The 20,697-nt window shown below is 65.6% G+C and carries 22 protein-coding genes and 1 pseudogene; 14 read left to right on the top strand and 9 right to left on the bottom strand.

The features are described 5' to 3' along the window. Positions 1 to 89: 89 nt before the first annotated feature. On the bottom strand, positions 90 to 857 hold the full coding sequence (locus G6N13_RS14955; RefSeq protein WP_235677771.1) for an IclR family transcriptional regulator: 768 nt from the start codon (positions 855 to 857) through the stop codon (positions 90 to 92). Between the two features lie 177 nt (positions 858 to 1,034). Between G6N13_RS14955 and G6N13_RS14950 the strand changes: the two genes are divergently transcribed. Beyond that, positions 1,035 to 1,799, top strand: a complete 765-nt coding sequence (locus G6N13_RS14950; RefSeq protein ID WP_163698194.1) for a CoA transferase subunit A — start codon at positions 1,035 to 1,037, stop codon at positions 1,797 to 1,799. Further along, complete coding sequence (locus G6N13_RS14945; RefSeq protein ID WP_163698192.1) at positions 1,799 to 2,455, top strand: 3-oxoacid CoA-transferase subunit B; 657 nt, start codon at positions 1,799 to 1,801, stop codon at positions 2,453 to 2,455. The genes G6N13_RS14950 and G6N13_RS14945 overlap by 1 nt, the downstream gene beginning before the upstream one ends. Position 2,456: 1 nt before the next feature. Here G6N13_RS14945 and G6N13_RS14940 read toward each other — a convergent pair whose 3' ends face one another. Continuing rightward, entirely contained in the window at positions 2,457 to 2,741 is a 285-nt protein-coding gene (locus G6N13_RS14940) for a DUF1330 domain-containing protein (RefSeq protein ID WP_163698190.1), read from the bottom strand. 177 nt (positions 2,742 to 2,918) lie between these two features. Between G6N13_RS14940 and G6N13_RS14935 the strand changes: the two are divergent. Both G6N13_RS14935 and G6N13_RS14930 read left to right on the top strand, forming a co-directional pair. After that, positions 2,919 to 3,170 (top strand): annotated as a pseudogene (locus G6N13_RS14935) (type II toxin-antitoxin system antitoxin MazE5); the annotation flags it as partial. Beyond that, positions 3,167 to 3,496 carry a type II toxin-antitoxin system PemK/MazF family toxin gene (locus tag G6N13_RS14930; protein WP_163698186.1) on the top strand — a complete coding sequence of 110 codons (330 nt, stop codon included), beginning with the start codon at positions 3,167 to 3,169 and terminating at the stop codon, positions 3,494 to 3,496. The pseudogene G6N13_RS14935 and the gene G6N13_RS14930, both read left to right, overlap by 4 nt. Positions 3,497 to 3,758: 262 nt before the next feature. Here G6N13_RS14930 and G6N13_RS14925 read toward each other — a convergent pair whose 3' ends face one another. The 6 genes from G6N13_RS14925 to G6N13_RS14900 all read right to left on the bottom strand — a co-directional run bounded on the left by G6N13_RS14925 (position 3,759) and on the right by G6N13_RS14900 (position 10,850). Beyond that, positions 3,759 to 4,784: an ABC transporter ATP-binding protein gene (locus G6N13_RS14925; RefSeq protein WP_163698184.1), complete on the bottom strand. Its 1,026-nt coding sequence runs from the start codon at positions 4,782 to 4,784 to the stop codon at positions 3,759 to 3,761. Beyond that, positions 4,781 to 6,370 carry an ABC transporter permease gene (locus G6N13_RS14920; RefSeq protein ID WP_163698182.1) on the bottom strand — a complete coding sequence of 530 codons (1,590 nt, stop codon included), beginning with the start codon at positions 6,368 to 6,370 and terminating at the stop codon, positions 4,781 to 4,783. Before G6N13_RS14920 ends, G6N13_RS14925 begins: the two co-directional genes overlap by 4 nt. Continuing rightward, on the bottom strand, positions 6,367 to 7,422 hold the full coding sequence (locus G6N13_RS14915; RefSeq protein WP_220096757.1) for an extracellular solute-binding protein: 1,056 nt from the start codon (positions 7,420 to 7,422) through the stop codon (positions 6,367 to 6,369). The genes G6N13_RS14920 and G6N13_RS14915 overlap by 4 nt, the downstream gene beginning before the upstream one ends. 35 nt (positions 7,423 to 7,457) lie before the next feature. Then, the gene (locus G6N13_RS14910) at positions 7,458 to 8,816 is read right to left on the bottom strand and encodes a Dyp-type peroxidase (protein ID WP_163698178.1); all 1,359 of its coding nucleotides are present in this window, start codon (positions 8,814 to 8,816) and stop codon (positions 7,458 to 7,460) included. After that, positions 8,813 to 10,066 carry an NHL repeat-containing protein gene (locus tag G6N13_RS14905; protein WP_163698176.1) on the bottom strand — a complete coding sequence of 418 codons (1,254 nt, stop codon included), beginning with the start codon at positions 10,064 to 10,066 and terminating at the stop codon, positions 8,813 to 8,815. Before G6N13_RS14905 ends, G6N13_RS14910 begins: the two co-directional genes overlap by 4 nt. Positions 10,067 to 10,703: 637 nt before the next feature. Continuing rightward, the gene (locus G6N13_RS14900; protein WP_163698174.1) at positions 10,704 to 10,850 is read right to left on the bottom strand and encodes a hypothetical protein; all 147 of its coding nucleotides are present in this window, start codon (positions 10,848 to 10,850) and stop codon (positions 10,704 to 10,706) included. Here G6N13_RS14900 and G6N13_RS14895 point away from each other — a divergent pair. From G6N13_RS14895 to G6N13_RS14880, 4 genes are all read left to right on the top strand, one after another. Then, positions 10,841 to 11,629 carry an SDR family oxidoreductase gene (locus G6N13_RS14895; protein ID WP_163698172.1) on the top strand — a complete coding sequence of 263 codons (789 nt, stop codon included), beginning with the start codon at positions 10,841 to 10,843 and terminating at the stop codon, positions 11,627 to 11,629. The two genes, G6N13_RS14900 and G6N13_RS14895, sit on opposite strands and share 10 nt — an antisense overlap. Before the next feature lie 246 nt (positions 11,630 to 11,875). After that, positions 11,876 to 12,391, top strand: coding sequence for a hypothetical protein (locus G6N13_RS14890; RefSeq protein ID WP_163698170.1), 516 nt, complete (start codon positions 11,876 to 11,878; stop codon positions 12,389 to 12,391). Positions 12,392 to 12,591: 200 nt separating this feature from the next. Then, complete coding sequence (locus G6N13_RS14885; protein WP_163698168.1) at positions 12,592 to 14,100, top strand: hypothetical protein; 1,509 nt, start codon at positions 12,592 to 12,594, stop codon at positions 14,098 to 14,100. A gap of 425 nt (positions 14,101 to 14,525) precedes the next feature. Beyond that, the gene (locus G6N13_RS14880; protein ID WP_163698166.1) at positions 14,526 to 14,957 is read left to right on the top strand and encodes a DUF4189 domain-containing protein; all 432 of its coding nucleotides are present in this window, start codon (positions 14,526 to 14,528) and stop codon (positions 14,955 to 14,957) included. Positions 14,958 to 15,649: 692 nt separating this feature from the next. Here the strand turns inward: G6N13_RS14880 and G6N13_RS14875 are convergent. Continuing rightward, positions 15,650 to 16,147 carry an Rv2240c family protein gene (locus tag G6N13_RS14875; RefSeq protein WP_163698164.1) on the bottom strand — a complete coding sequence of 166 codons (498 nt, stop codon included), beginning with the start codon at positions 16,145 to 16,147 and terminating at the stop codon, positions 15,650 to 15,652. A gap of 282 nt (positions 16,148 to 16,429) precedes the next feature. Between G6N13_RS14875 and G6N13_RS14870 the strand changes: the two genes are divergently transcribed. The 6 genes from G6N13_RS14870 (at position 16,430) to G6N13_RS14845 (ending at position 20,657) form a co-directional block, all read left to right on the top strand. Next, on the top strand, positions 16,430 to 17,131 hold the full coding sequence (locus tag G6N13_RS14870) for an MspA family porin (protein WP_163698162.1): 702 nt from the start codon (positions 16,430 to 16,432) through the stop codon (positions 17,129 to 17,131). Between the two features lie 89 nt (positions 17,132 to 17,220). Then, the gene (locus G6N13_RS14865) at positions 17,221 to 17,919 is read left to right on the top strand and encodes an MspA family porin (protein ID WP_179965156.1); all 699 of its coding nucleotides are present in this window, start codon (positions 17,221 to 17,223) and stop codon (positions 17,917 to 17,919) included. Between the two features lie 5 nt (positions 17,920 to 17,924). Further along, the gene (locus G6N13_RS14860) at positions 17,925 to 18,497 is read left to right on the top strand and encodes a hypothetical protein (protein WP_163698157.1); all 573 of its coding nucleotides are present in this window, start codon (positions 17,925 to 17,927) and stop codon (positions 18,495 to 18,497) included. Positions 18,498 to 18,563: 66 nt separating this feature from the next. Beyond that, the gene (locus G6N13_RS14855) at positions 18,564 to 19,553 is read left to right on the top strand and encodes a phospholipase D-like domain-containing protein (protein ID WP_163698155.1); all 990 of its coding nucleotides are present in this window, start codon (positions 18,564 to 18,566) and stop codon (positions 19,551 to 19,553) included. Then, positions 19,546 to 20,115: a chromate transporter gene (locus tag G6N13_RS14850; RefSeq protein WP_163698153.1), complete on the top strand. Its 570-nt coding sequence runs from the start codon at positions 19,546 to 19,548 to the stop codon at positions 20,113 to 20,115. The genes G6N13_RS14855 and G6N13_RS14850 overlap by 8 nt, the downstream gene beginning before the upstream one ends. Further along, entirely contained in the window at positions 20,112 to 20,657 is a 546-nt protein-coding gene (locus G6N13_RS14845) for a chromate transporter (protein ID WP_163698151.1), read from the top strand. The genes G6N13_RS14850 and G6N13_RS14845 overlap by 4 nt, the downstream gene beginning before the upstream one ends. Positions 20,658 to 20,697 lie beyond the last annotated feature (40 nt).

The following is a 20,697-nucleotide window of genomic DNA, read 5'->3' as shown; positions in this document are numbered from 1 at the left end:
ACCGTACTTGCAGTGTAGGAGAATGCCAATACCGCTTTGGGCAAATCCTGTGCAGGTTCCGCGGTAGCTGCTGGTGAAGCCACCGCGCCTCAGGAGCGGAGCCGGCCGGACAAGAGGTGCGCCTGCTCAAGCAGCAGTGTTCCGAGCTCATGCCGACGGTCCGGCTTGAAGCGGGTTTCGACGCCGGTGAGGCTCAGCGCCCAGGACGGCCGGCCGTTCTGATCGAATACCGCCGCTCCGATGCCCCAGCTGCCCTCTACGATCAGGGCGGGATTCACCGCGTAGCCGGTGATCCGGGTCGCCTCGATCCTGGCCCGGATTGACTCTTCGCTGTGCTCGGCACCCCAGTCGCCCACCGGGCGGGCGCGGGAGAAGTAGTCGTCGACCTCGCCGGCGGGCAAGTGGCTGAGGATCGCCAGCCCGGCCGACGCCACCCCGAGAGGAAACCGGACACCCTCCCGCAGCACGTGCGAGCGCAGCGGGAAACTGCCCTCCGCGCTGAGGATGCAGACCGTTTCGTCACCGCGCCGGGCGGACAGGAACGCGCTCTCACCGGTCTCGGCCGCCAGCCGGTTGACGACGTCACGCGCCTGACCGCTGACGTCATACCGGTTGGCCGCCACCGCACCCAGCAGATACATCTCCGGCCCCAGCGACCAGCGACCGTTCTTGGTGTCGCGGTCGATCAGGCCGACCTCAGCCAACGCGGTCAGCAGCCGGTGAGCGGTCGGGCGTGCCAGGCCGGCGACTTTTCCCAGTTCTGTGGTGGACGCGCCAGCGGGTTCGGCGGCACTGACCGCACCCAGCAACGCGGCGACCCGCGCGACCACGGGTGATCGGTCTTGGCGGGCAGTCACGGGCATGATCCTAGGCGTTCACCAGATGGACGCTGAAACGATCGGTTATCGCACTGCGAACATCTTCGGCATGGTTCGCCCTGAATGGTTGACTGCTCAAGGCACTACTTGTTGAGTGGATGCCGGGCACGACAATCCGTTTACAGAGCGGACGCCGGCCGGTTTGGAGAAGGTGCGATGACATCGAAGGTGTATGAGTCGGCGGCCAGTGCAGTTGCCGATATCACCAGCGGCGCGAGGCTGGCCGTCGGCGGCTTCGGCCTGTGCGGAATTCCCGATGAGTTGATCCAGGCGCTGCTCGACGCCGGCGTGACCGACCTCGAGGTGTTCTCCAACAACTGCGGCGTAGACGATTACGGACTGGGAATCCTGCTGTCCGACAGGCGGATCCGCCGTATCACCGCCTCCTACGTCGGGGAGAATAAAGAATTCGCCCGGCAGTATCTCGCCGGCGAACTCGAAGTCGAGCTCACCCCGCAGGGAACGCTGGCCGAGCGGTTGCGCGCCGGCGGCACCGGCATACCGGCCTTCTACACCCCCGCCGGGGTCGGCAGCGTCGTCGCCGACGGCGGGCTGCCGTGGCGTTATGCACAGGACGGTTCAGTGGCAATCGCCTCACCGGCTAAGGAAACTCGAGTGTTCGGCGCGAAGCGGTATGTCCTGGAAGAGGCGATCAACGCCGACTTCGCCCTGGTGCACGCAGTGCGCGGAGACACCGACGGCAACCTGGTCTTCAACCGGTCGGCGATGAATTTCAACCCGTTGTGCGCGATGGCCGGCCGGATCGCGATCGCTCAGGTCGAGGAACTCGTCGCACCGGGCGATATCGATCCGGCGACCGTCCATCTGCCGGGTGTGTTCATCTCGCGCATCGTGCGCACCGGACCACAGGAGAAGCGCATCGAGAAGCGCACCGTCCGCTCGGCACAGGAAGCGAACTGATGACCCAACCAACAGGGTGGACCCGGGACCAGATGGCCGCCCGCGCCGCCGCGGAGATGATGGACGGCGAATACGTGAATCTCGGGATCGGGTTGCCCACCCTTATCCCGAACTATCTGGGGGCTGGGGTGCGGGTCACGTTGCACTCGGAGAACGGCATTCTGGGCACCGGCCCCTACCCGACCGAAGACGCGGTCGATGCGGATCTGATCAACGCCGGTAAGGAGACCGTGACAGTGAATGCCGGTGCGGCATTCTTTGATTCGGCACTATCGTTCGGCATGATTCGCGGCGGCCATATCGACACCGCCGTCCTGGGCGGCATGGAGGTATCGGCGACCGGGGACCTCGCGAACTGGATGGTCCCCGGAAAAATGGTCAAGGGTATGGGCGGCGCGATGGACCTCGTGCACGGGGCGGCACGCGTCATCGTGCTGATGGAACACACCGATCGCGCCGGCAACCCCAAGATCGTCAAGCAGTGCTCGCTGCCGTTGACGGGGGTAGGCGTCGTCGACCGGATCGTCACCAACCTCGGCGTCATCGACGTGGTCGGCGACGGCGCGCTGGTGTTGCGTGAGCTGGCACCGGGAGTCAGCGCCGACGACATCATCGCGGCAACCGAACCCGAACTGACAGTCGCGCTGTCGAGCTAGATCAGAACCCGGTGAGGATCGCCGCGTTGGTGTCGGCGGCGGCCTGCCGCAGCACGCGCGCATGGGAGTAGGCGTCCGAGTCATACCACGCCTGCGCGGCCTCGGCTGATTCGAACTCCAGCACCACGGTCTGGTGGCCGTGCCAGTTGCCTTCGAGCACTTGCGGTTTGGAGTCGACAGCAAGCACCTTGGCACCGCCCATGGCCGCGCCGGCGGCCTTCCCGTAGGACTTCATGCCCTCCAAGTCGTGGATTTCCTCGGTGAAGATGACGTAAGCCTTGGGCATGCCGCTCCTCTCAGGCGAGAATTATATTCTCGCATTTCGAGTGAGGAGTTTTTACGCCAACAGGGGTAACCACAATGACCAAAGTCGACGCTGACACGGCTGTGCTCGCCGGCAAGCAACGCATGCTCATCGACGGTTGATACGCCGGAAAGCCCGCGTGAGGGTTTGCTCAGGTGATGGCATAGTAATGGCATGAATCGCATACGCCTGAGCACTACTGTCGATGCCGGACTGTTGAGCAGTGCACGCGACGTGCGGGCAGGAATCACTGATGCAGCTCTTATCGATGAGGCGCTCGGGGCATTACTTGCTCGCCATCGATCGGCCGAGGTGGATGCGAGCTATGCGGCCTACGACAGGCACCCGGTTGATGAGCCCGACGAGTGGGGCGACCTAGCGTCGTGGCGGCGGGCGGCTGCAGACTCGTGAGCGGACTTCCGGCACACGGAGAGCTGTGGTGGTGTGAGATGGCTGAGATCGGTCGGCGTCCAGTCGTTGTTCTCTCGCGCGATGCGGCGATCCCCCGGCTTCGACGCGCGATCGTCGCGCCCTGCACCACAACCATTCGGGGGCTGGCCAGCGAGGTTGTTCTTGAACCCGGTTCCGACCCGGTCCCGCGTCGTTCCGCGGTGAATCTGGACTCTGTCGAAAGTGTCTCGGTCGCGGTGTTGGTCGATCGGCTTGGCCGCCTCGCCGACGCCCGGATGCGCGCCATCTGTGCGGCTCTGCAGGTTGCGGTCGACTGCCCTGGATGACACATCAGGCAAACCGGTGAGAATCCGAGGCCGTCTTTCCCGTTTTGCGTTAGACAACTGGCTCACAGGTTTAAGCGCCGCTCCCCCGCCGGGGGGATTGATGGCTGCCGGCCCTGATCGACGCGAATCGACCGGCGGATAAGCAACGGTCACATCGACAATCGACCCCGCGTATTGCTCCAGCTCTGTCCGACGCCGCTCGCCCGACTCAGACAACCGTCGAGCCCAGATGTAGAGGTGATGTCGGAAAAGAGCTGCCTTCTCACCGCACCGGCCAGGCCACGTCGCACCGCGATGCGCTCACCCAGACCCGTTGCCCGACCGCGATATCGACATCTCCGGGCACTTCGGCGACCAATTCGGATGTTGGTTCGCCGTCCCTCCGTAGGGTGAGTGCAGTGGTGGCGCCGTGGTAGGCAACTGCGGTTACGGACGCCTCGGCACCGTCCGTAGGCTCAAGCGCCACGGTCAGGTGTTCAGGCCGTAGCAGCACCGTGTAGGCCCCGTCGTCGAAGCCGAGCCGCTCCTGCAGGGGCACCGCGCACTGCAATTCACCTGCAACGACTTCGCCGGGCAACAGGTTCGCCGTTCCGAGGAACTGGGCGACGTGTTCATCGGAAGGTGAGTTGTACAACTGCCGCGGGCTGCCGACCCCGGCGATCCGGCCGTTGCGCAGCACGGCGATCTGATCCGCCATGGTGAACGCCTCGTCCCGGTCGTGCGTCACCACGATCGCCGTGGCCCCGACATCGCGCAACACCTGGGCCACGTATCGGCGCAGATGCACGCGCAATCCGGCGTCCAGCGAAGCGAACGGCTCGTCGAGCAGTACCAGCGCGGGCCGGGGCGCGAGCGCCCGGGCCAATGCCACCCGCTGTCGCTGACCACCCGATAGTTGGTGCGGGAAACGGTTGTCCAATCCGTCGAGTCCCAGCATGCTCACGAGTCCGGCGACCCGGCACGAATCCCGACGGCGCAGGCCGAACGCGATATTCGCCCGTACCCGCAGGTGCGGGAACAGCCCGCCGTCCTGCGGCACATAGCCGACCCCGCGGTGCTGGGCGTGCGTCCACTTGGAACCGTCATCGACCACCCGATCGCCGATGGCAATGGCGCCGGCGTCGAGCCGTTCGAACCCGGCGATGCTGCGCAGCAGCGTCGTCTTTCCGCTTCCGGACGCGCCCAAAACCGCCGTGATCGAGCCGGCCGGGACCTCAAGGCTGACGTCGTCCAGAACAGGCATGCGGCCGTATGACTTTCGCGCGTACCGCACGAGGACTGCACTCATCGGGCCACCTCCAGCTCCTGTGGTCCAGCGGCCCCGGCCGTCACATCGCCGTCGGCGGCCTGTGGTCGGCGGTCGAACCACAGCCCGAGCAACGCCCCCGGTACCACTGCCACCGCAACGATCACCAGTGCGTACGGCGCGGCGGCCGAGTACGCACTCTCCGACTGAAAGGCCCAGAACTGCGTGGCCAGGGTCTTGGTGTCAGCTGGGGCCAGCATCAACGTCGTCGTCAGTTCGGTTGCGGCAGTGACGAACACCAGACAGAAACCGGCGAGCAGACCCGGACCGATCAACGGCAACGTCACGTGCGCGAACACATAGCACGGTCCCCGCCCCAGCGACCGGGCCACTTCACCGAAGTGCCGGGGCACAGAGGTGACCATGGCGTGCACGCACACCAGGCCGAGCGGAAAGAACTGGATGGTGTAAGCCGCAATGACCAGCCACCCTGTCTCGTACAGCCCAAACAGGTAGTTGACGGACAAATACACCAGGCTGACCGCAATGATCACCCCCGGAACCGCCCTGGTGATGAAGGTGATGTTGTGCAACAACAGATTCAGGCGGGACGGGTAACGGACCGCCAGGTACGCCACCGGTGCTGACAAGACCAGCACCGCCACGCCGCTCGCCGAGCTGTAGCCGAACGTCGTCCAGGTCGCGGTCGACAGGTCAGCGACCGCCGGCAATGTGGTGTGCCCGGCCTGTCGCAGCCAATACACCAGCACCCCCACCGGCAGCCCCACCCCGGCCACGGCGATCGCGACGAAGGCCGACACCGCCAGTCGCCGGGCCAACGGAGCACCGGCGCGGGCCGGGCGCGCCTGCGCGGTGAATCCGGTACGTCGGCGGGGCAGTGCCCCCTCGGCTGCAATGAAGGCGAACCCCAACAGCACCAACGGGATTGATAACGCCGCCGCGGCGTGCTGATCGAAGCTGAACTCGGTGACGATCTCGGTGGTTAGAGTGTGGAACCTGACCACTTCGAAGGCACCGTACTCGGAGATCACGGCCAGCGCAGCCAGCAGTGTGCCGCCGCCGATCGCGGTCCTGATGGCCGGGAAGGTCACCCGGACGAACACGGAGACCGGCCCAAGACCCAGACCACGGGCCACGTCTTGCAGGCTCGGGTCGGCCCGCCGGAGCGCGGCCGACACCGGCAGCAGCACCAGCGGATAACCCGACAGCGTCATGATCAAGGTGGCCGCCAGCAGCGGTTGCATCGTCGGCCACACTGCGTGCCAAGCGAACCCGACCACGAAGTCGGGCATCGCCAGCGGCAAGATCAGCAGCGCTGTCCAGGCCCGTGCCCAGCGCAGCGCCAGCCGTTCCAGGCACCAGGCAGTCACCGTTCCCACAACGGCCACAGCGACTCCCACGAGGACGGTCAGCGCGACGGTGTTCGTCAGCAGCTCGTAGGACCGCCGGCGGAACAGCACGGCATGAACCTCATGCCAACCCGCAGAATGAGCGTCAACAATCACCACCACCAGCGGCGCCACCACGGCGCCGGCCACACCCAAGCCGACCAGGGTGAGTAGACCCCTCGTCTGCAGTGCTCTGTGGGTGCGGCGGGCGGCTGTCACAGCAGCTGCGCCTCCTGCAACAGCGCCTCGGCATCCTCGCACGTGCCCATATCAGTCACGCTGAAATCGTTGGGCGCCAACGTGTCCATCGGCGGGAGCTGCGAGTTGGCGGCTACTCCGACGGCTAATGGATACTCGAAGCTGTCGCTGGTGGCGATGATGGTCTGACCCGACTTTCCGGTGAGAAATGCCAGAAACTTCTGGGCTGCGGCTTGGTTCTTGCTCGATTTCAGCACGGCGGCCCCGGAGATGTCCTTGACATAGCCCGGATCGTGCGGAGCGAAGTAGGCGAACTGAGACTTCACCGACGACGCCCCGACCTCAGTCTTCAACCGATAGAAGTAGTAACTGTTCAGCACACCCAACGCGGCGTTGCCTTGGTTGATGTCGGCCGCCAGGTTCTCGTTCGACGGCACCGCGGCATTCGCGCCGGCGTTAGCCTTCAGACCGTTGAGCCAGGCCAGGGTTGCGTCTTTGCCCTTGGCGTGCAGCACCGAGCTGACCACCGGCCAGAAGTCAGTCTCCGTCGGAGCGAGTTCGATCTTGTCCTTCCACTGCGGACCGGCCAGGTCCAGCACCGAGTGCGGCAGCTGGTCGGCAGGCACCTTGTCCGGGTTGTAGGTCACGCCCGTCACCCGGGCCGACACCGCCACCCAGTTGCCGCTGGCCGCGCTGTCGCCCTTGGGCACCAAACCCAGGGTGCCATCGTCAACCTTGCCGAGCAGGCCCTTGCTGTCGAGCTGGGCCAACCATGGCGAGTTCTCGGTGTACACCAGGTCGGCGGGCGACTTATCGCCCTCCTGCTCGATCTTGGCCACCGCGGCACCTTCGTCGAGAGGCACCACCTTGACCTTGATGCCGCTGTCTTTGGTGAACGCCTCGACCAGCGCCTTGGTGGTCTGCTCGTGTTGCGCCGAGTACAGGGTGAGCTCACCGCCCGCGGTGGGCTGTGGGGCCGAATGCGACCTGCCGCAACCTGCAGAAAGCACGGACAGCACCGCCAAAGCGCTTGCACCGAAGGCCAAGTGTCGCTGGCCGACGAGGTGTGTCATGAGACTCCGATCGAAATGGGTTGCAGGGGTTACGGTCACGCGAACAGTTCTTCGCCGACCCAATGGCCAGGACCGGCTGCACCCGACGGGAGAGCGAAGACGGCGCTGGCGGTATGGGTGGTGAACTGGTTGAGCGCGTCGTTAATCGCCAACCGGCTGTTGATCGGGACGAAGGCCGTCCGCGGGTCCTTCTGGTACCCGAGGAACAGTAGACCGGCGTCGTACTCCAACGCCTGACGCCACGGTGGCCACCGTTCGATAAACGGTGTGGTGCCGTTGTTGTACGAGAACGCCCGACGGATGATGACGGCCCCATTGTTCGTCTCCGGCGCCGCCAACCGAACGTGCGAGGTCTCCGGAACGTGCAGCGCGCCAGAAGCATCCCGGGCATCAAGCTTGAGCTCATCGAACTCACCCTGCCCACCCAGCGGCGCGCCGGACACCTTCTGCCGCCCGACCACCTGTTCCTGAGCCGCCACTGGCAGCCGGTCCCAGTGCTCCAGGGTAATCCGGATCCGGCGGTACACCAGATAGCTACCATCGCGCATCCAGTCCTGACCGTCATTGCCGGCCCACAGGGTGGCGTTCAGATCCGCGGGAGGATGCGCGTTGGAATTAATCGTTCCGTCCTTGAACCCCATCAGGTTCCGCGGTGTACCCGCCGCATTGCTGGGTGAGTAGCCGATCTGCGTCCAGCGCAGGGTCGCGATGTCCGGCGAAATCCGGGCAATCGACCGGACTGCGTGGAACACCACCTGCAGGTCGTCGCCGCAGGCGTGGAGCAGCAGGTCGCCTTCGCTCTGCTCGGCCGCGAGCTGGTCTCCCGGGAAGTGTGGCAACTCGACCAACTGGTCAGGCAATCGTGCGCGCAGGCCGAACCGGTCGATTCCGTTGCGCAGGAACAGGGTCCGGCCGAATCCGATCGTCACGGTCAGCCGGTTCGGACCGGTCTGCCAAGTGTCCAGCGAGTCCGAGGTGGTGGACTTCGCGGTGGTGTTGGCGTAGGGGTTCACCACGTCCGGCGGGTCGTAGATCGGGATGGTCGCCGAGTCCCCGCGAGCCAGTAGGGCAGCCAGATCGCTCCAGCGGCGCAGCACCTGCACCACGTGGTCCCGTTTGTCGGTGTTCAGGTCGAACGCAGCGATGACGGTGTGCTGCTGGGTGTCGGTGACGATGCCGCCCTGATGTCGGCCGTAGAACGGTTCGACATCCGACGACGACAGCCCCGCGTGCCTCACAGCGGCTCCGGCTGTGGCGGCGCCCACCGCGCCGACGACCGCACCACCGACGAAAAGGCCGCCGTGCAACAGGTTTCGGCGGGAAAACCGGCCCCGGGCCGGCTCAGTCTGCGTCGGCTGATCAGCAGCCGGCGCGGCGTCGGGCGATTCGGTCATGCGTGCAGCAGTGACAACGTGTTGCTGTCGTCATTGACGAAGTAGATGCCGTCGCGGGTCTGGTTGACCGCGATCCCGAACAGGTTGCCGTTGCCGGGCGGGTCCTGGGCGACATCCTGGTTGGCGTAGTACTCGCCGACCTGCTTACCGTCAGGGGTGATTTCGACGATTTTGCCGTTGGTTGCGTTGGCCACCAGAATATCGCCGTTTGGCGCCCGGTCCAGACCCAGCGGGTTGGCCAACTGACCATCCGCGCTTAAGGTGTCACCGGTCTTGGCCGAATCCGGACGGGTCAGTGCGCTCCGCACCACCGCGACCCGGTTACCGAGGTTGTCCCCGACATACAGGTTCCCCGCAGGATCGAGCACCAGCCCGGTCGGGCCCTTTACCAACGCCGACGCGTCTTCCTTCTCTGCAAATCCATCAGCGATGACGGTGTGGCTGGTCACCGCAGGGGCTTTCGTCGGGGTCTGGCTCAACCCGATGCGCACGACGTTGCCCTGATTCACCGGCTTGCCGGCCGCGTCCTTCAGCCCGTTCAGGGTGTTGCTGACGAACAGTGTCGCAGCGTCGCCGTGGTCGTCGACGGCGGCGGCCCATGGCCCGTTCAGGTAGTCACCGGCGATGGTGCCCGCGACCTGGCCGGTCGGGTTCAGCTCGATCAGGCAACCAGCGCCAGCGGTACCGAGTTTGCCGTCAGTGGTCGGCAGGCTGCCGACCAGAACCCAGCCGTCCTTGAGCACCACCATCGCGGTGGTCAACCCGACACCGCCCGGGCACCCCGGCAGGTTGGCCGGTACGGCGGCGAAGACCGTCAGCGACTTGTCCGGGTGGACGTCGACGACGGTGGTGCCGGTGCCCTGGTTGTTGGACTTGTTGTTGAAGTTGTCGACCAGGACATCGCCGGCATGCAGGGTGCCCACGTTCACGGTGACCGGCCAGATAGCGTAAGGGTTCACATCGCCGTTCTCCGGCGTGGTCGCGGCGATGGTGCTCACCGACGCTTTGCCAGCGAGGAACGAACCCGGCTGGGGAGCCAGCGTGGTACGCGCCGCGGCACCAGCATCAGAGAACTGCCCAGCGTTGAGGGCCTGGGCATCCTTGGCTTCCAGCCCCGCCGGCGTGGCCGGATCGGCCTGATGCCCACAACCAGTCAGCATTCCCGCCACGACCGCGGCCGTCACGGCGGCAACGGTGCCGACCTTGCTCACCCGCGACCGGCGCACGCCGGCCTTCGCCGTGTTCGTCATGCCGAAGCCCACTCCCGTCCGTTGATTCGCCGCATCGCCACCGCAAATATTTGGTTAGCCTAACCATGTTCGAGCGTGGTCAGGCTACCGTCGACCCTTGACCAGATCCCGATCTCGCAGCATCACGGCAGGCTATTCACGGTTCGCTATCAGATTTGGCCCGGGCGGCGTCGCCGGCGGAAACCGTCTGGCTGCACCACTAAACCAACCCAAGCCGGGACGAAGTGAGGCAACCCCAGCCGATGGTGTTGCGGGTGTTCGGATTAGCGCCGCACAAACACGATTCGTGGAATCTGTTGTCCGAAGTCCTTTTTCACGACCATGACGTGCTCAGCCTCTACGATCTGCCGCCCCGCCGAGGTGCAGGGATTCATCGCCGATTCGGTCCTGCACCCGGAATTCTCGACTCGGGCTCGACGGCCGCACCACGCCCCACGCGCGTCGCCTCCCGCTGTCGAGATATGCCATCACCCGGCATAAGACGACGTAAGCAGCACGCGCACCAAGGCAACAGTTGTACGTTCACCTACAGCATCGATGAGCCGTACCGATCCACCGGCCTGGCTTGCGACCGTGAAAACCCTTAAACATAAACGGATTTCATCGCCTTCACGAATCACACCGGCTCTTAGCGAAGTCACAAGACTGCCGCGCTCACCGTTGTCCGCTCGTCGAGCATCCTGCGGGACAGATCGGCCACCACGCGCCGATACCAGAGCAGGTGCACCGTATCGCCCCGGAGCCGACGGCCGGCACCCCGCATCTGAAAATCGTATGAACTCACCGGCCGTCTTCATCACCGGTGCCGCCGCGGGCATCGGCCGGGCGACTGCGCTGACCTTCGCGCGGCATGGCTATCGCGTCGGCGCCTACGACATCGACCTCGCCGGGTTGGCCGCCCTGCACAGCGAGATCACCGGACGCGGCGGTGAGGTGACGACCGGCGAACTAGATGTCACCGATGCCGCGGCATGGTCGGCACGCCTGGCCGAATTCGCCGGTGCGGCAGGCGAACTCGACATTCTGGTCAACAAAGCGGGTGTGCTGACCGCAGGCGCCTTCCAGGACATTCCGTTGCCGGCGCAGCGACAGATGATCGATATCAATTTCACCGGCGCGCTGACCGGACTGCCCGCCGCCTTCCCCTATCTGCGCGACACCGCGCACGCGCAGGCAGTCAACATGTGCTCGGCCTCGGCGCTGTACGGCCAACCCGAACTCGCCACCTACTCGGCCACCAAGTTCGCGCTGCGCGCCCTGACCGAAGCCCTGGAGCTACGGTGGCGCCGGTATGACATCAGGGTGCTGGCGATGTGGCCGCTGTTCGTCAAGACCGCGATGACCGACGGTGTGGAAACCGGCAGCACCAAATCGCTGGGCGTCAACCTCTCCGCCGACGACGTCGCCACAGCTGTCTATTCGGCCACCCACCGCCACAACCGGTTGCCCAAGGTGCACTATCCGGTCGGGCGGCAAACCCGCGTACTGGCCACGATGGGTCAGGTCAGCCCGAACTGGGCGCAGCGGCTGCTCACGAAAATGCTGACGTGCAGCGGGTCCTAGCCGATCGAGGTGGAGGGCCGGCGCGGTGGCTGCTGGTTCTGGACGAACGATTGGCATAGCGCAAGGTTGCTCGCCACGCACGGAACACCGTTGATGGTGGGAGCGCTGCCGTACAGATGACACCGGCCAACACCGCCCCGGCGAGCACTTTGGCCACACCCGTCGTCACTGCCGCCACCGATAGCCTTTCCGCAGCCAGACTACGCATTTCATGGATCGACAGATCCCACGGCTAGGATCGCCGTCATGTCGGAACCGACCACAGCAGCCCACGAACCGCCTTCGCCTAGCCGTCCCCCCCGCAAATCCGGATCGTCACCGCGCTGGATTGCGCCCGTCGCGCTGGTGATCGCGGTGATCGCCGCCGCTGCGGCGGGATGGGCCGTACTCCGCCCAGCGCCCAAGCCCCCTGCTGCGCCGGCCCCATCGCTGAGCGGCGACCCGAAGGCGAGCGCCTGCGACGCCTACCGCACCGTGACGTCCGCGGTGCAGCTGCAGACGCACGCCGACGGCGGAACCGAAGTGCAGGGCGTGGCGGCCAACGCTCGGCTGGCGATGTCCGGCGGCGCGACCTACCTGTTGGCGCACCTGAGTCCGGCCACGCCCGCCGACCTGGCCGGCGCGATTCGCGACTTCGCGACCGGATTGCAGGATATTTCGATGAACGCGTTAGCCGGGGTCGCCAACTCCGACCCGACCCAGGCCGAGCGCCTGCGCAACGCCGAGGCGGTCAACTCCCGGCTCGCCGATCTGTGCAAATAGCCCACTACGGCGGCTTTTACAGGTTCAGTTCAACTGGCGTTTGCACGAAGTTCGACAGTGCGCCAAGTGCGGTCTAGTCGTGGGTAAGCGGCGTCTCATTAGATTTCCCTTGCAGTGAACCACTCGGCGCATTTGCCGGACTGAAGACTTCTTCGAAGGGAATTCCGATCTTGTCCAAACACCGCAGGAAATCGCCCCGTGTGGCCACACCAACCTTTGTCACCACGGGTATCGCCGGTGCGGCGATGGTGGGCGCGGGTGTTCTTTTCGCCCTCACCGAGGCTCCTTCGGCCGCGGCTGCGCCCGAATACAACCAGACCTCGGGCGACTCCGATCTTTGGCTCTGGCCGACCACGCCGACCGGCAAGAACACCGTCAGCCTCAAGAATGTCACCGGCGCGGCCTCGGCCAGCGCCGCAGGCAACGTCGTATCGCTGCTCATCGGCAACGGCACCGCCGCTCATCCCAACGGTGGTCTGCTCATCGGCAACGGCTATAGCTACAGCGCGGCCGACGCCCAGTGCGCCAGCGCAGCCTGCAACGGCGGCAACGGCGGCCTTCTGGGTAACGGCGGCAACGGCTACAACGGCGGCAAAGGCGGCAACGCGTACGTGTACGGCGCAGGCGGTAAGGGCGGCGATGCCACCACCACCAGCATCAACAACGGCAACGGCGGCGACGGCGGTCGCGGCGGCCTGTTCGGCGGCTCCGACAGCGACGGGACTCTCTTTCGGGCCGGCGGCGGCGCCGGCGGCGCCGGCTACGACGGCGGCGACGGCGGTCACGGCGGCAACGCTGGGCTCTTCTCCGGCTACGGCGGGGCCGGCGGCGCGGGCGGGAACAACATCAGCGGCCGCAATGGCGGCGCGGGCGGCAATGGTGGCAACGCCGGTAACTCTGCTCTCCTGCCGATCCTCGACACGGGCGTCCCCGCGTCCGGTAAGACAGCACGCCACGTCGGCGGCAACGGCGGCGCCGGATACACCAACGCTTCCGCCGCCGGCGGTGCCGGGGGCAACGGTGGCGCCGGCGGCACAGGCGGCCTGTGGGGTTCAGAGTTCGGCGGCAACGGCGGCGTGGGCGGCGCCGGCGGCACGGGCACGACCAGCGGCGGCGCAGGCGGCAACGGCGGTGCCGGCGGCGCCGGGAGCCTGGTTGCGGGCACCGGCGGCACCGGCGGCGCTGCAGGCACCGGCGGTGCCGGCGGCACCGGTGACGGCGGTGCCGGCGGCAAGGGCGGCAATGGCGGCAACGGCGGCTTGACGGGCGTCTTGGGCAGCGCCGGCACCGCCGGCCGGGGTGGCGACGGCGGCGGGTCGGTCAGCGGCAACGGCGGCGCAGGCGGCGCCGGCGGAGAATCCGGCTACGGCGGCATCTTCGGTGGAAATGGCGGAACCGGCGGTAACGGCGGCACCTCGACCAATGGCGCCGGCGGCGCCGGCGGCAAAGGCGGCACCGGTAACTTCGGCTTTTTCGAAGGCGGAACCGGAGGAAACGGCGGCACGGGCGGCAACGGCGCTAGCGCCGGCAAGGGCGGCACCGGCGGCACTGGTGGTCACGGCGGCAATGCCGCGGTGCTTGGCGGCAACGGCGGGACCGGCGGCAACGGCGGCAAGGGCGGCGCGACCGCGGGCAATTCCGGCAAGCAGGGCTCGGGCGCTGTCGGTGGCGCGGGCGGCGCCGGTGGAGCGGGTGGCGCCGGCGGCTAGCGCGGACCATGGAATTGGCCCCCCTCCCGCGAGAGGGGGGCCAATTTTGTCACACGTGTCCGACCCACTCCTGGATTTCTCAGCCTGGCATCAATGTGGTTGCAGGGCAGCCGAAGTCAGCGGGGCCGATAGACCGATGATTGACTGTTCCCACAATGCGCGCAGCTCAATCCCCGGCCATTCGAACGGGGTCGAGCGACTGCCTGGGCCCGTCGGCGCGGTCCCTGGTTCATGGCTTGGTCGCTTCGCGGCAGAACCCGATCACACCGCCGTTCTGACGCTCCCACCCGGCGCAATAGCCACGGGCATTTTGTGTCAGGACACACGATACATTTCGTGTCAGGGCACACGATTTGGCGCGTGGGCCAGCGTAAATGCGCTGGTGTTGTTATTGTGGGCGAAACGTCATGGAAGAGAGGACAGGTATGGCCAGCACCCGTTTGGTTTCGGCGATTGTGGTTGGAGGCGTTATCGCTGCGGCGGCCTCGACGGGCATCGCATGGGCAGGTGGGCCTGACGGGGGCACCGACAACCCGAATGAGGTCTCCGAGGCGGTCGGCACCGGCGCATTCTTGGGCGTCCTTGAGGGATTCCGCGCGACCGGTGCCACCAATGGGGAAGCTTCTGCGCGCGTAATTGCGGCGTGCGAGCAGGCCGGTGGTATCGAATGCTCCGTTGACGAAGTGACCAACGAAAACCTGTGCATCGTGTCCGTCGCTGACGACGGCAACAGCACGGTGGCTGGCGGTGCGGGTCCGACTGTTGAAGCGGCTCGCCAGGATGCGTTGCAGCGCGCGGCGGCCAACGGCACGCCCTTCGGTCCGGGAGCCGGAATTGTCATCTCGGCATGTCCGTAATTGGTAAGTGGATGTCGATCGGCGTAACAGCCCGAAAGGTGGAAGGGAATATGACTTCGCGAGGTAAGTCTGCTCTGGTGTTGGCGGGTTTGATGGTGGCGGCTGCGGTTTCGGCCCCGATCGCTTATGCCCGACCCAACTGTCAAGAGGCGGGCGTTAAAACCATCTGCCAGACCAACGGCAGTGTGTCGATCAAGGCGGTGCCGGGCACTAGAGCGCCTGTCGCCAACCAGCCCGTCTTCCCGTGGCTGGGCATGCCCGGTGCCCGCAGGTAAATAGACGCTCCATTGGGTGGCCGCGTGTTTCACGCGGCCACCCAATGCTATGTCCAATATGTTTGCGCAGGCGGAGTGTTCATCCGCTGGTCTCGGCAGCGCGCTGGCACGTTGCCGACGGGTTGTCCGTGCCGCCCGAGAGCCAGCACCGAAGTTTTATGAGTCAGATCTGAGCGTCGAAGTCCTCTACGATTAGTGCATTATTTCCGCTCGATCGACGCGTTCAGCACAAATGCAGACACACCGCGCAGCGCCTTATCACGGCAATTAATACTCCACCGGAAAGCCTATTCCAATGTGTGGAGGAAATAGGGGCCAGCCTCCGTAATGTCGTGATCGAGAGTGGGGTCTGGCCTGCGTTGTGAGCGAGCGCCCGAGAGTTCATCTGACCGCCGGGTCGGATTGGCGAATGCTGCTTCAGTGCGCTCCGTGCGTCGCGCACGCCATCTGCGTGTCGTGCGCGTCGGCGTTAAGAGCGGTAGCCGCTGAGTTCAGCGAGTCCCCGCCCCCGTGCAGACCCATGATCAGGACCAGTTTGGTCGCGTGTAGGGACCAGGACCGCATCGGATCGCCGATGTCGTTCGGCAGACCGGGAGTGCCTGCTGCGTCCATGGCCGCGTGGGCCGCCACCCGCAAAGCGGTCCGCCCGGGTTGATTCGACTGAAGGACCTCAGGATTGTCGTAGTTCACGCTGTCACCATTGCCCGCGGTGGCATAGGCGAAGTCCTCGTAGTTGGTTGCGGCGAGATCCAGCGCCGAGCCGAACGTCCGACAGGCGGACCGGATCGCATCCGAGTCATCAACGGGCCCCGGGCCGAGCTCGGTGGCAGCCGGATCGGGGCCGCCCGACGACGCTGGATCCGCTGGTGCGGGATCCGTCGGATCGGCCAGCGCCGCAGGCGCGAGGAACGTCATGGCCAGAGGCGCAAGCACTACAGCCGCGACAGTCGCGCGGCAGCGGTGTGATCGGCTCATCCAATCCCCTCACGTTGCTACGTCAGGTCGTTCCGTCACGACCGACGGGGCAAACAGTACCGGGAAAATGCGGGCCGACCTTCCGAGGCCGACATATGAAGCACACTAGACCGAAATAAGGAACTCAGCATTCGTCGTCCGTTTGCCAATTGGACACTTTCGCGCCGAAACATGTCGCTGCAGCATCACGATCAGATCTCAATCGAGAGGCCCCATCGCGATATGTCGCATCGAATCATCACCCTGCTCAGCGCCTGCGTGATCACTGCGATCAGCACCGCTCCCCTCAGCCTCGCCGACCCGCCGGCAGACTCGGGCGTCGTGTCAGCCGCCAATCCGGCGCCCGCGCCGGCGCCGGCCGGAGCCGCCCCGATCGCCTCCGGCACAGCCGGGACCCTCACCACCCCGGACGGGTGGGTGTTGACGGTGGGCGCCAAGAACGAATCACTCGAGCCGGTTGCGCCGCTTACCAATTCGCCGTGGTCGAGGGAATACCTCGTGGACGGCAGTTTCCAAGGAGCGGTGACCGGGTCCGGCACGTCCAAGCTGGCCGGAGGTTCGCTGGAAGTCGGCTACCAGATCGGCTGCGGCATCATCCAGGATGACATCGAGTCAATCTCGACGGCCACGGGAATCGCGGGCATTAACCTCCCGTTCACGAGCGGATCGATTCTGCCATTCATTCTCGGCGCACAAGCTGGCGAACAGATCAAGATCGACCTCAAGCCCGGAACGGTGAACATCGTACCGGTGGACAAGAAGTCGTTCAAAGGCACCAAATCGCGAGTGACCGTCAACGGTTTCCGGATCAAGATCGACGGTTGCGCCGGGCAGTCCTTCATCCGGTCTTACGCGACATTCACCAGCTCGACGGACAACACCGACGACGTCGTGACCTACCTCGGCGTCACCAGGGCCATCTAGTGGACGAGCACGGCATCACCCGGCTGGCAGCCGGGATCTCCGCGACAACGACAACTAGGACTTACCCAGAGAGGCGCCACGACGACATGTTGCTTCGATTCGCCGCTGTGGCCGCGAGTGTCTTGCTCGCGGCGGTAGGCAGTGCACCCTCGGCGTTCGCCGACCCAGATCCGGCGCCGCCCGCTGACGTGAACAGCGCACAGGGCGTGCCGGCCGCCGACCCGGGACCGCCCCCGGACAACGGCGCGGTGGCCTCTGCCCAACCGGGGATCGCCAAGACCCAGGACGGGCGAACCCTGACCGTGGTGGCCAAAGACGAGACGCAGCTGCCGGTGGCGCCATTGACGACTTCGCTGTCCTCTCGTGACTGGCTCGTCGGCGCCACTTTCACCGGCACCACCACCGGGTCGGTCAACGGGGGCACCTTGGAGGTCGGTTACCAGATCGGCTGTGGCGTGGAGATGGACAAGGTCAAGCTCAACGGCGGCTTGACCGGCATCCTCGGCAACACCAACTTCGGACAGACCGGCGTGATCCTCGCGCCCTCCGCCTCGGTGCAGATCCAGGGCCAGATCGAGGTCGAGCCGCGTCCCGGCACCATCACCAACGTGGCCGTCGACAAGAAGTCGTTCAAGGGCACCCAAGCGCGCGTCACGATCCGTGACGTCCACATCAAGGTGGACAACTGCGTCGGCGCGTCCTCGCTGCGCTCCTATGCCGTGCTGACCAGCTCAGGCCCCGACGACGACGACATCGTCGCCTATTATGGCAACGCGAAGGTCTTCTGACCGCCATGGACCGTATGTTCATCGTGGGACTGACAACGGTTGGGATCGGCTTCGCGGCGGTGGCTTCGTCGGCCACCGCCGCGGCCGACCCCGACCCGACTGCCCCATCGGATACCGCCGCGCCGATAAGCGCCGAGCCACCGCCGCCGACCGACATGATCTCCGGAGCTATCGCGGCCGCCGGCCAGAATCCCGTCGCGCAACTCGACAGCTTGCTCACCTCATCGCCGGCTCCTGCCGCTGCGCTGGGACAGTCGACCCTGCCGAATTCACCGGCTGCTGATCCACTCGCAGATATCTCGAGGATGTTCCCGCAGTACTATCGGATGCCTGACTCCGACACGGTGTCGCCATACCAGTTGACCGAAAACGCACCCCAGGGCCCCTTCGCCCGTGTGAACGCGTACAAAGGTGTGCACGCCCTGCTGCACGGCGCGCTCGGGCGCATGCCAGCGGCTCAGCTCGGCGATCCCCTGCCGGGGACCGCCCCGGCACCGGGAATGGTGCTTCCAGCCGGCCCTGAGCAATTTCTACCGGATCCGGCCGACCCCCTCCCGCCGACGCCACCGCCGGGCTGAACGGGCTTGCGACATTCGCCCGTCGGCAAAATGCCGAAGGTGTTCTGGTGCTAGCATCCGAATCCTATGCCTGCTAACGCTCCACGCGTGATCGTCGAACCGGACGACGGTTTGGAACCGGTGCGCGAATTCATCATGAGCGCGCAAAGCTCGCTTCTGATAAAGCAATTCACCTTCACCGAACCCAGCTTGATGGACGCTGCGATCGATCGGCAGAAAGCCGGCGTCGACGTTCGGGTCATGCTGAACCCGCAACGATCCAGCGGCGACCGGGCTAACGACGAGAGCTACGAAGCCTTCAAAGCCGCCGGCATCGACGTTCAGTGGTCCAGCCCCAAATTCTATGTGACGCATGAGAAATCGATCGTCGTCGACGACACCGCGGCCATGGTCGCCACCTACAATCTGATGATCAAGTACTTCACGTTGACCCGTGACTACGGCATCATCACGCACGACCCCCTCCACGTGGCGCAGATCAAAGACGTGTTCAACGCCGACTGGGACCACCGCGATTTCACCCCGCCCTCCTATGAGGGGCTGCTGTGGAGCAACTCGAATTCCCGCTACCACATGGCACGTTTCATCGACACCGCACAGCGCCGGCTCTACATCCAGCATCCGAAGTATGTGGATGCCGTCATCCTCGATCACATCGCCGCCGCGGCTCATCGCGGGGTGAAGGTGAAGGTGCTCTGCGGCGGCAAGCACGGCATCAGCGAGTGGGACATCCTGGACACCTTCGCCTCGTTGCGCACCCTGCGCCGGGTCGGGGTCAAGGTGCGCAAGCAGAAGAATCTGCGCGTGCACGCCAAACTGCTCATCGTCGATGACTCGAGCGTGCTGGTCGGTTCGATGAACATCGACCGCAGCGCCTTCGACCTCCGCCGCGAGCTCGGCATCACCACCGACGACCCGGACGTCGTGGCGCGCCTGCGTGAGGTTTTCCAAGATGATTGGGATATCTCGCACCAGTACGACCCGCCCGACCCGGTGGAAGAGCATCCTCCCGTCGAGGACGAGTTCCCGCACGACGCCGACCTGGTCCATGAGTGAGCCCAGCTCGACCCTGGAGAAGGTCTCACTCCTAGAGATCGCCCGTACGTTCAACCACATCGCGCTGGCCTCGTTCGGCGGCGGGTTGGGAGCGTGGTCGCGAGAAGTCATCGTCGTCGAGAAGAAGTGGCTCGCCGAGGAGGAGTTCTTGTCGGCCCTGACGATGTGCCGGATCGTGCCCGGCGCCAACCAGGTGAATCTGGCGGTCTTCGTCGGGACCAAGATGAAGGGCCTCACCGGCGCCATCGCGGCCCTGATCGGCCTGTGCCTGATGCCCGTCGCGATCGTCCTCACGCTCGGCTTCATCTACTTCACATTCAAGGAAGTGCCCGCGATCAAGGGCGCACTGCACGGCGCATCGGCCGCTGCGGTCGCCCTGACATTGGCGATGGTGATCCAGACCGGCCAGAAGTGCCTCAAAGGCGTAATGCCGATCGCCTTCTTCCTGGCCGCCTTCGCGCTGAACGGATTGCTGCGTTGGCCGCTGCTGACCACACTGGCGATCCTGGCGCCGCTGAGCCTGATCTGGGCCTGGCCCAGAAAGAAACCGGTGGAGGCATGAAAACGCTTCTCGCGGTGGTCGGCATGTTCGGCTCGCTGTCACTGCTGTCGATCGGTGGTGGCAACACCGTGCTGCCCGAGATGCATCTGCGGGCGGTCAGCGGCCACCACTGGCTGACGAACTCCCAGTTCGCCGACATCTTCTCGATCTCGCAAACCGCACCGGGGCCCAGCATCCTGATCGTCGCGCTCGTCGGCTATGCAGCCGGGCTGGGCGTGGCCGGGGTCTTCGGCGGCATCCTCGGCGGCGTGCTCGCCACGGTGGCAATGGTGGTGCCAGCTGCCGGGCTGATGTACCTGATCACCCTGTCCTGGCAGAAGGCCCAGAAGTCCAAGCTGCGCTACGCCGTCGAGAAGGGTTTCGCACCGCTGACCGTGGGGTTGGTCCTGGCCAGTTCGCTGGTCATGAGCAGGGCTGCCGACCATGACTGGCGGGCCTACCTCATCACCGGCGTCGCGACACTGATATTCGTCCGGACCAAGACCAATCCGCTCATCGTGGTGGGCGCCGCCGCACTGCTGGGGTACGTCGGCTTCGTCTGACCGCTGCCTGAACGCCAGTCAATGAGACCTCTGCGCGGTA

The sequence above is a fragment of the Mycolicibacterium sarraceniae genome (genome assembly GCF_010731875.1).
GTDB lineage: Bacteria > Actinomycetota > Actinomycetes > Mycobacteriales > Mycobacteriaceae > Mycobacterium > Mycobacterium sarraceniae.
This window is presented reverse-complemented; position numbering and strand designations above follow the sequence as displayed.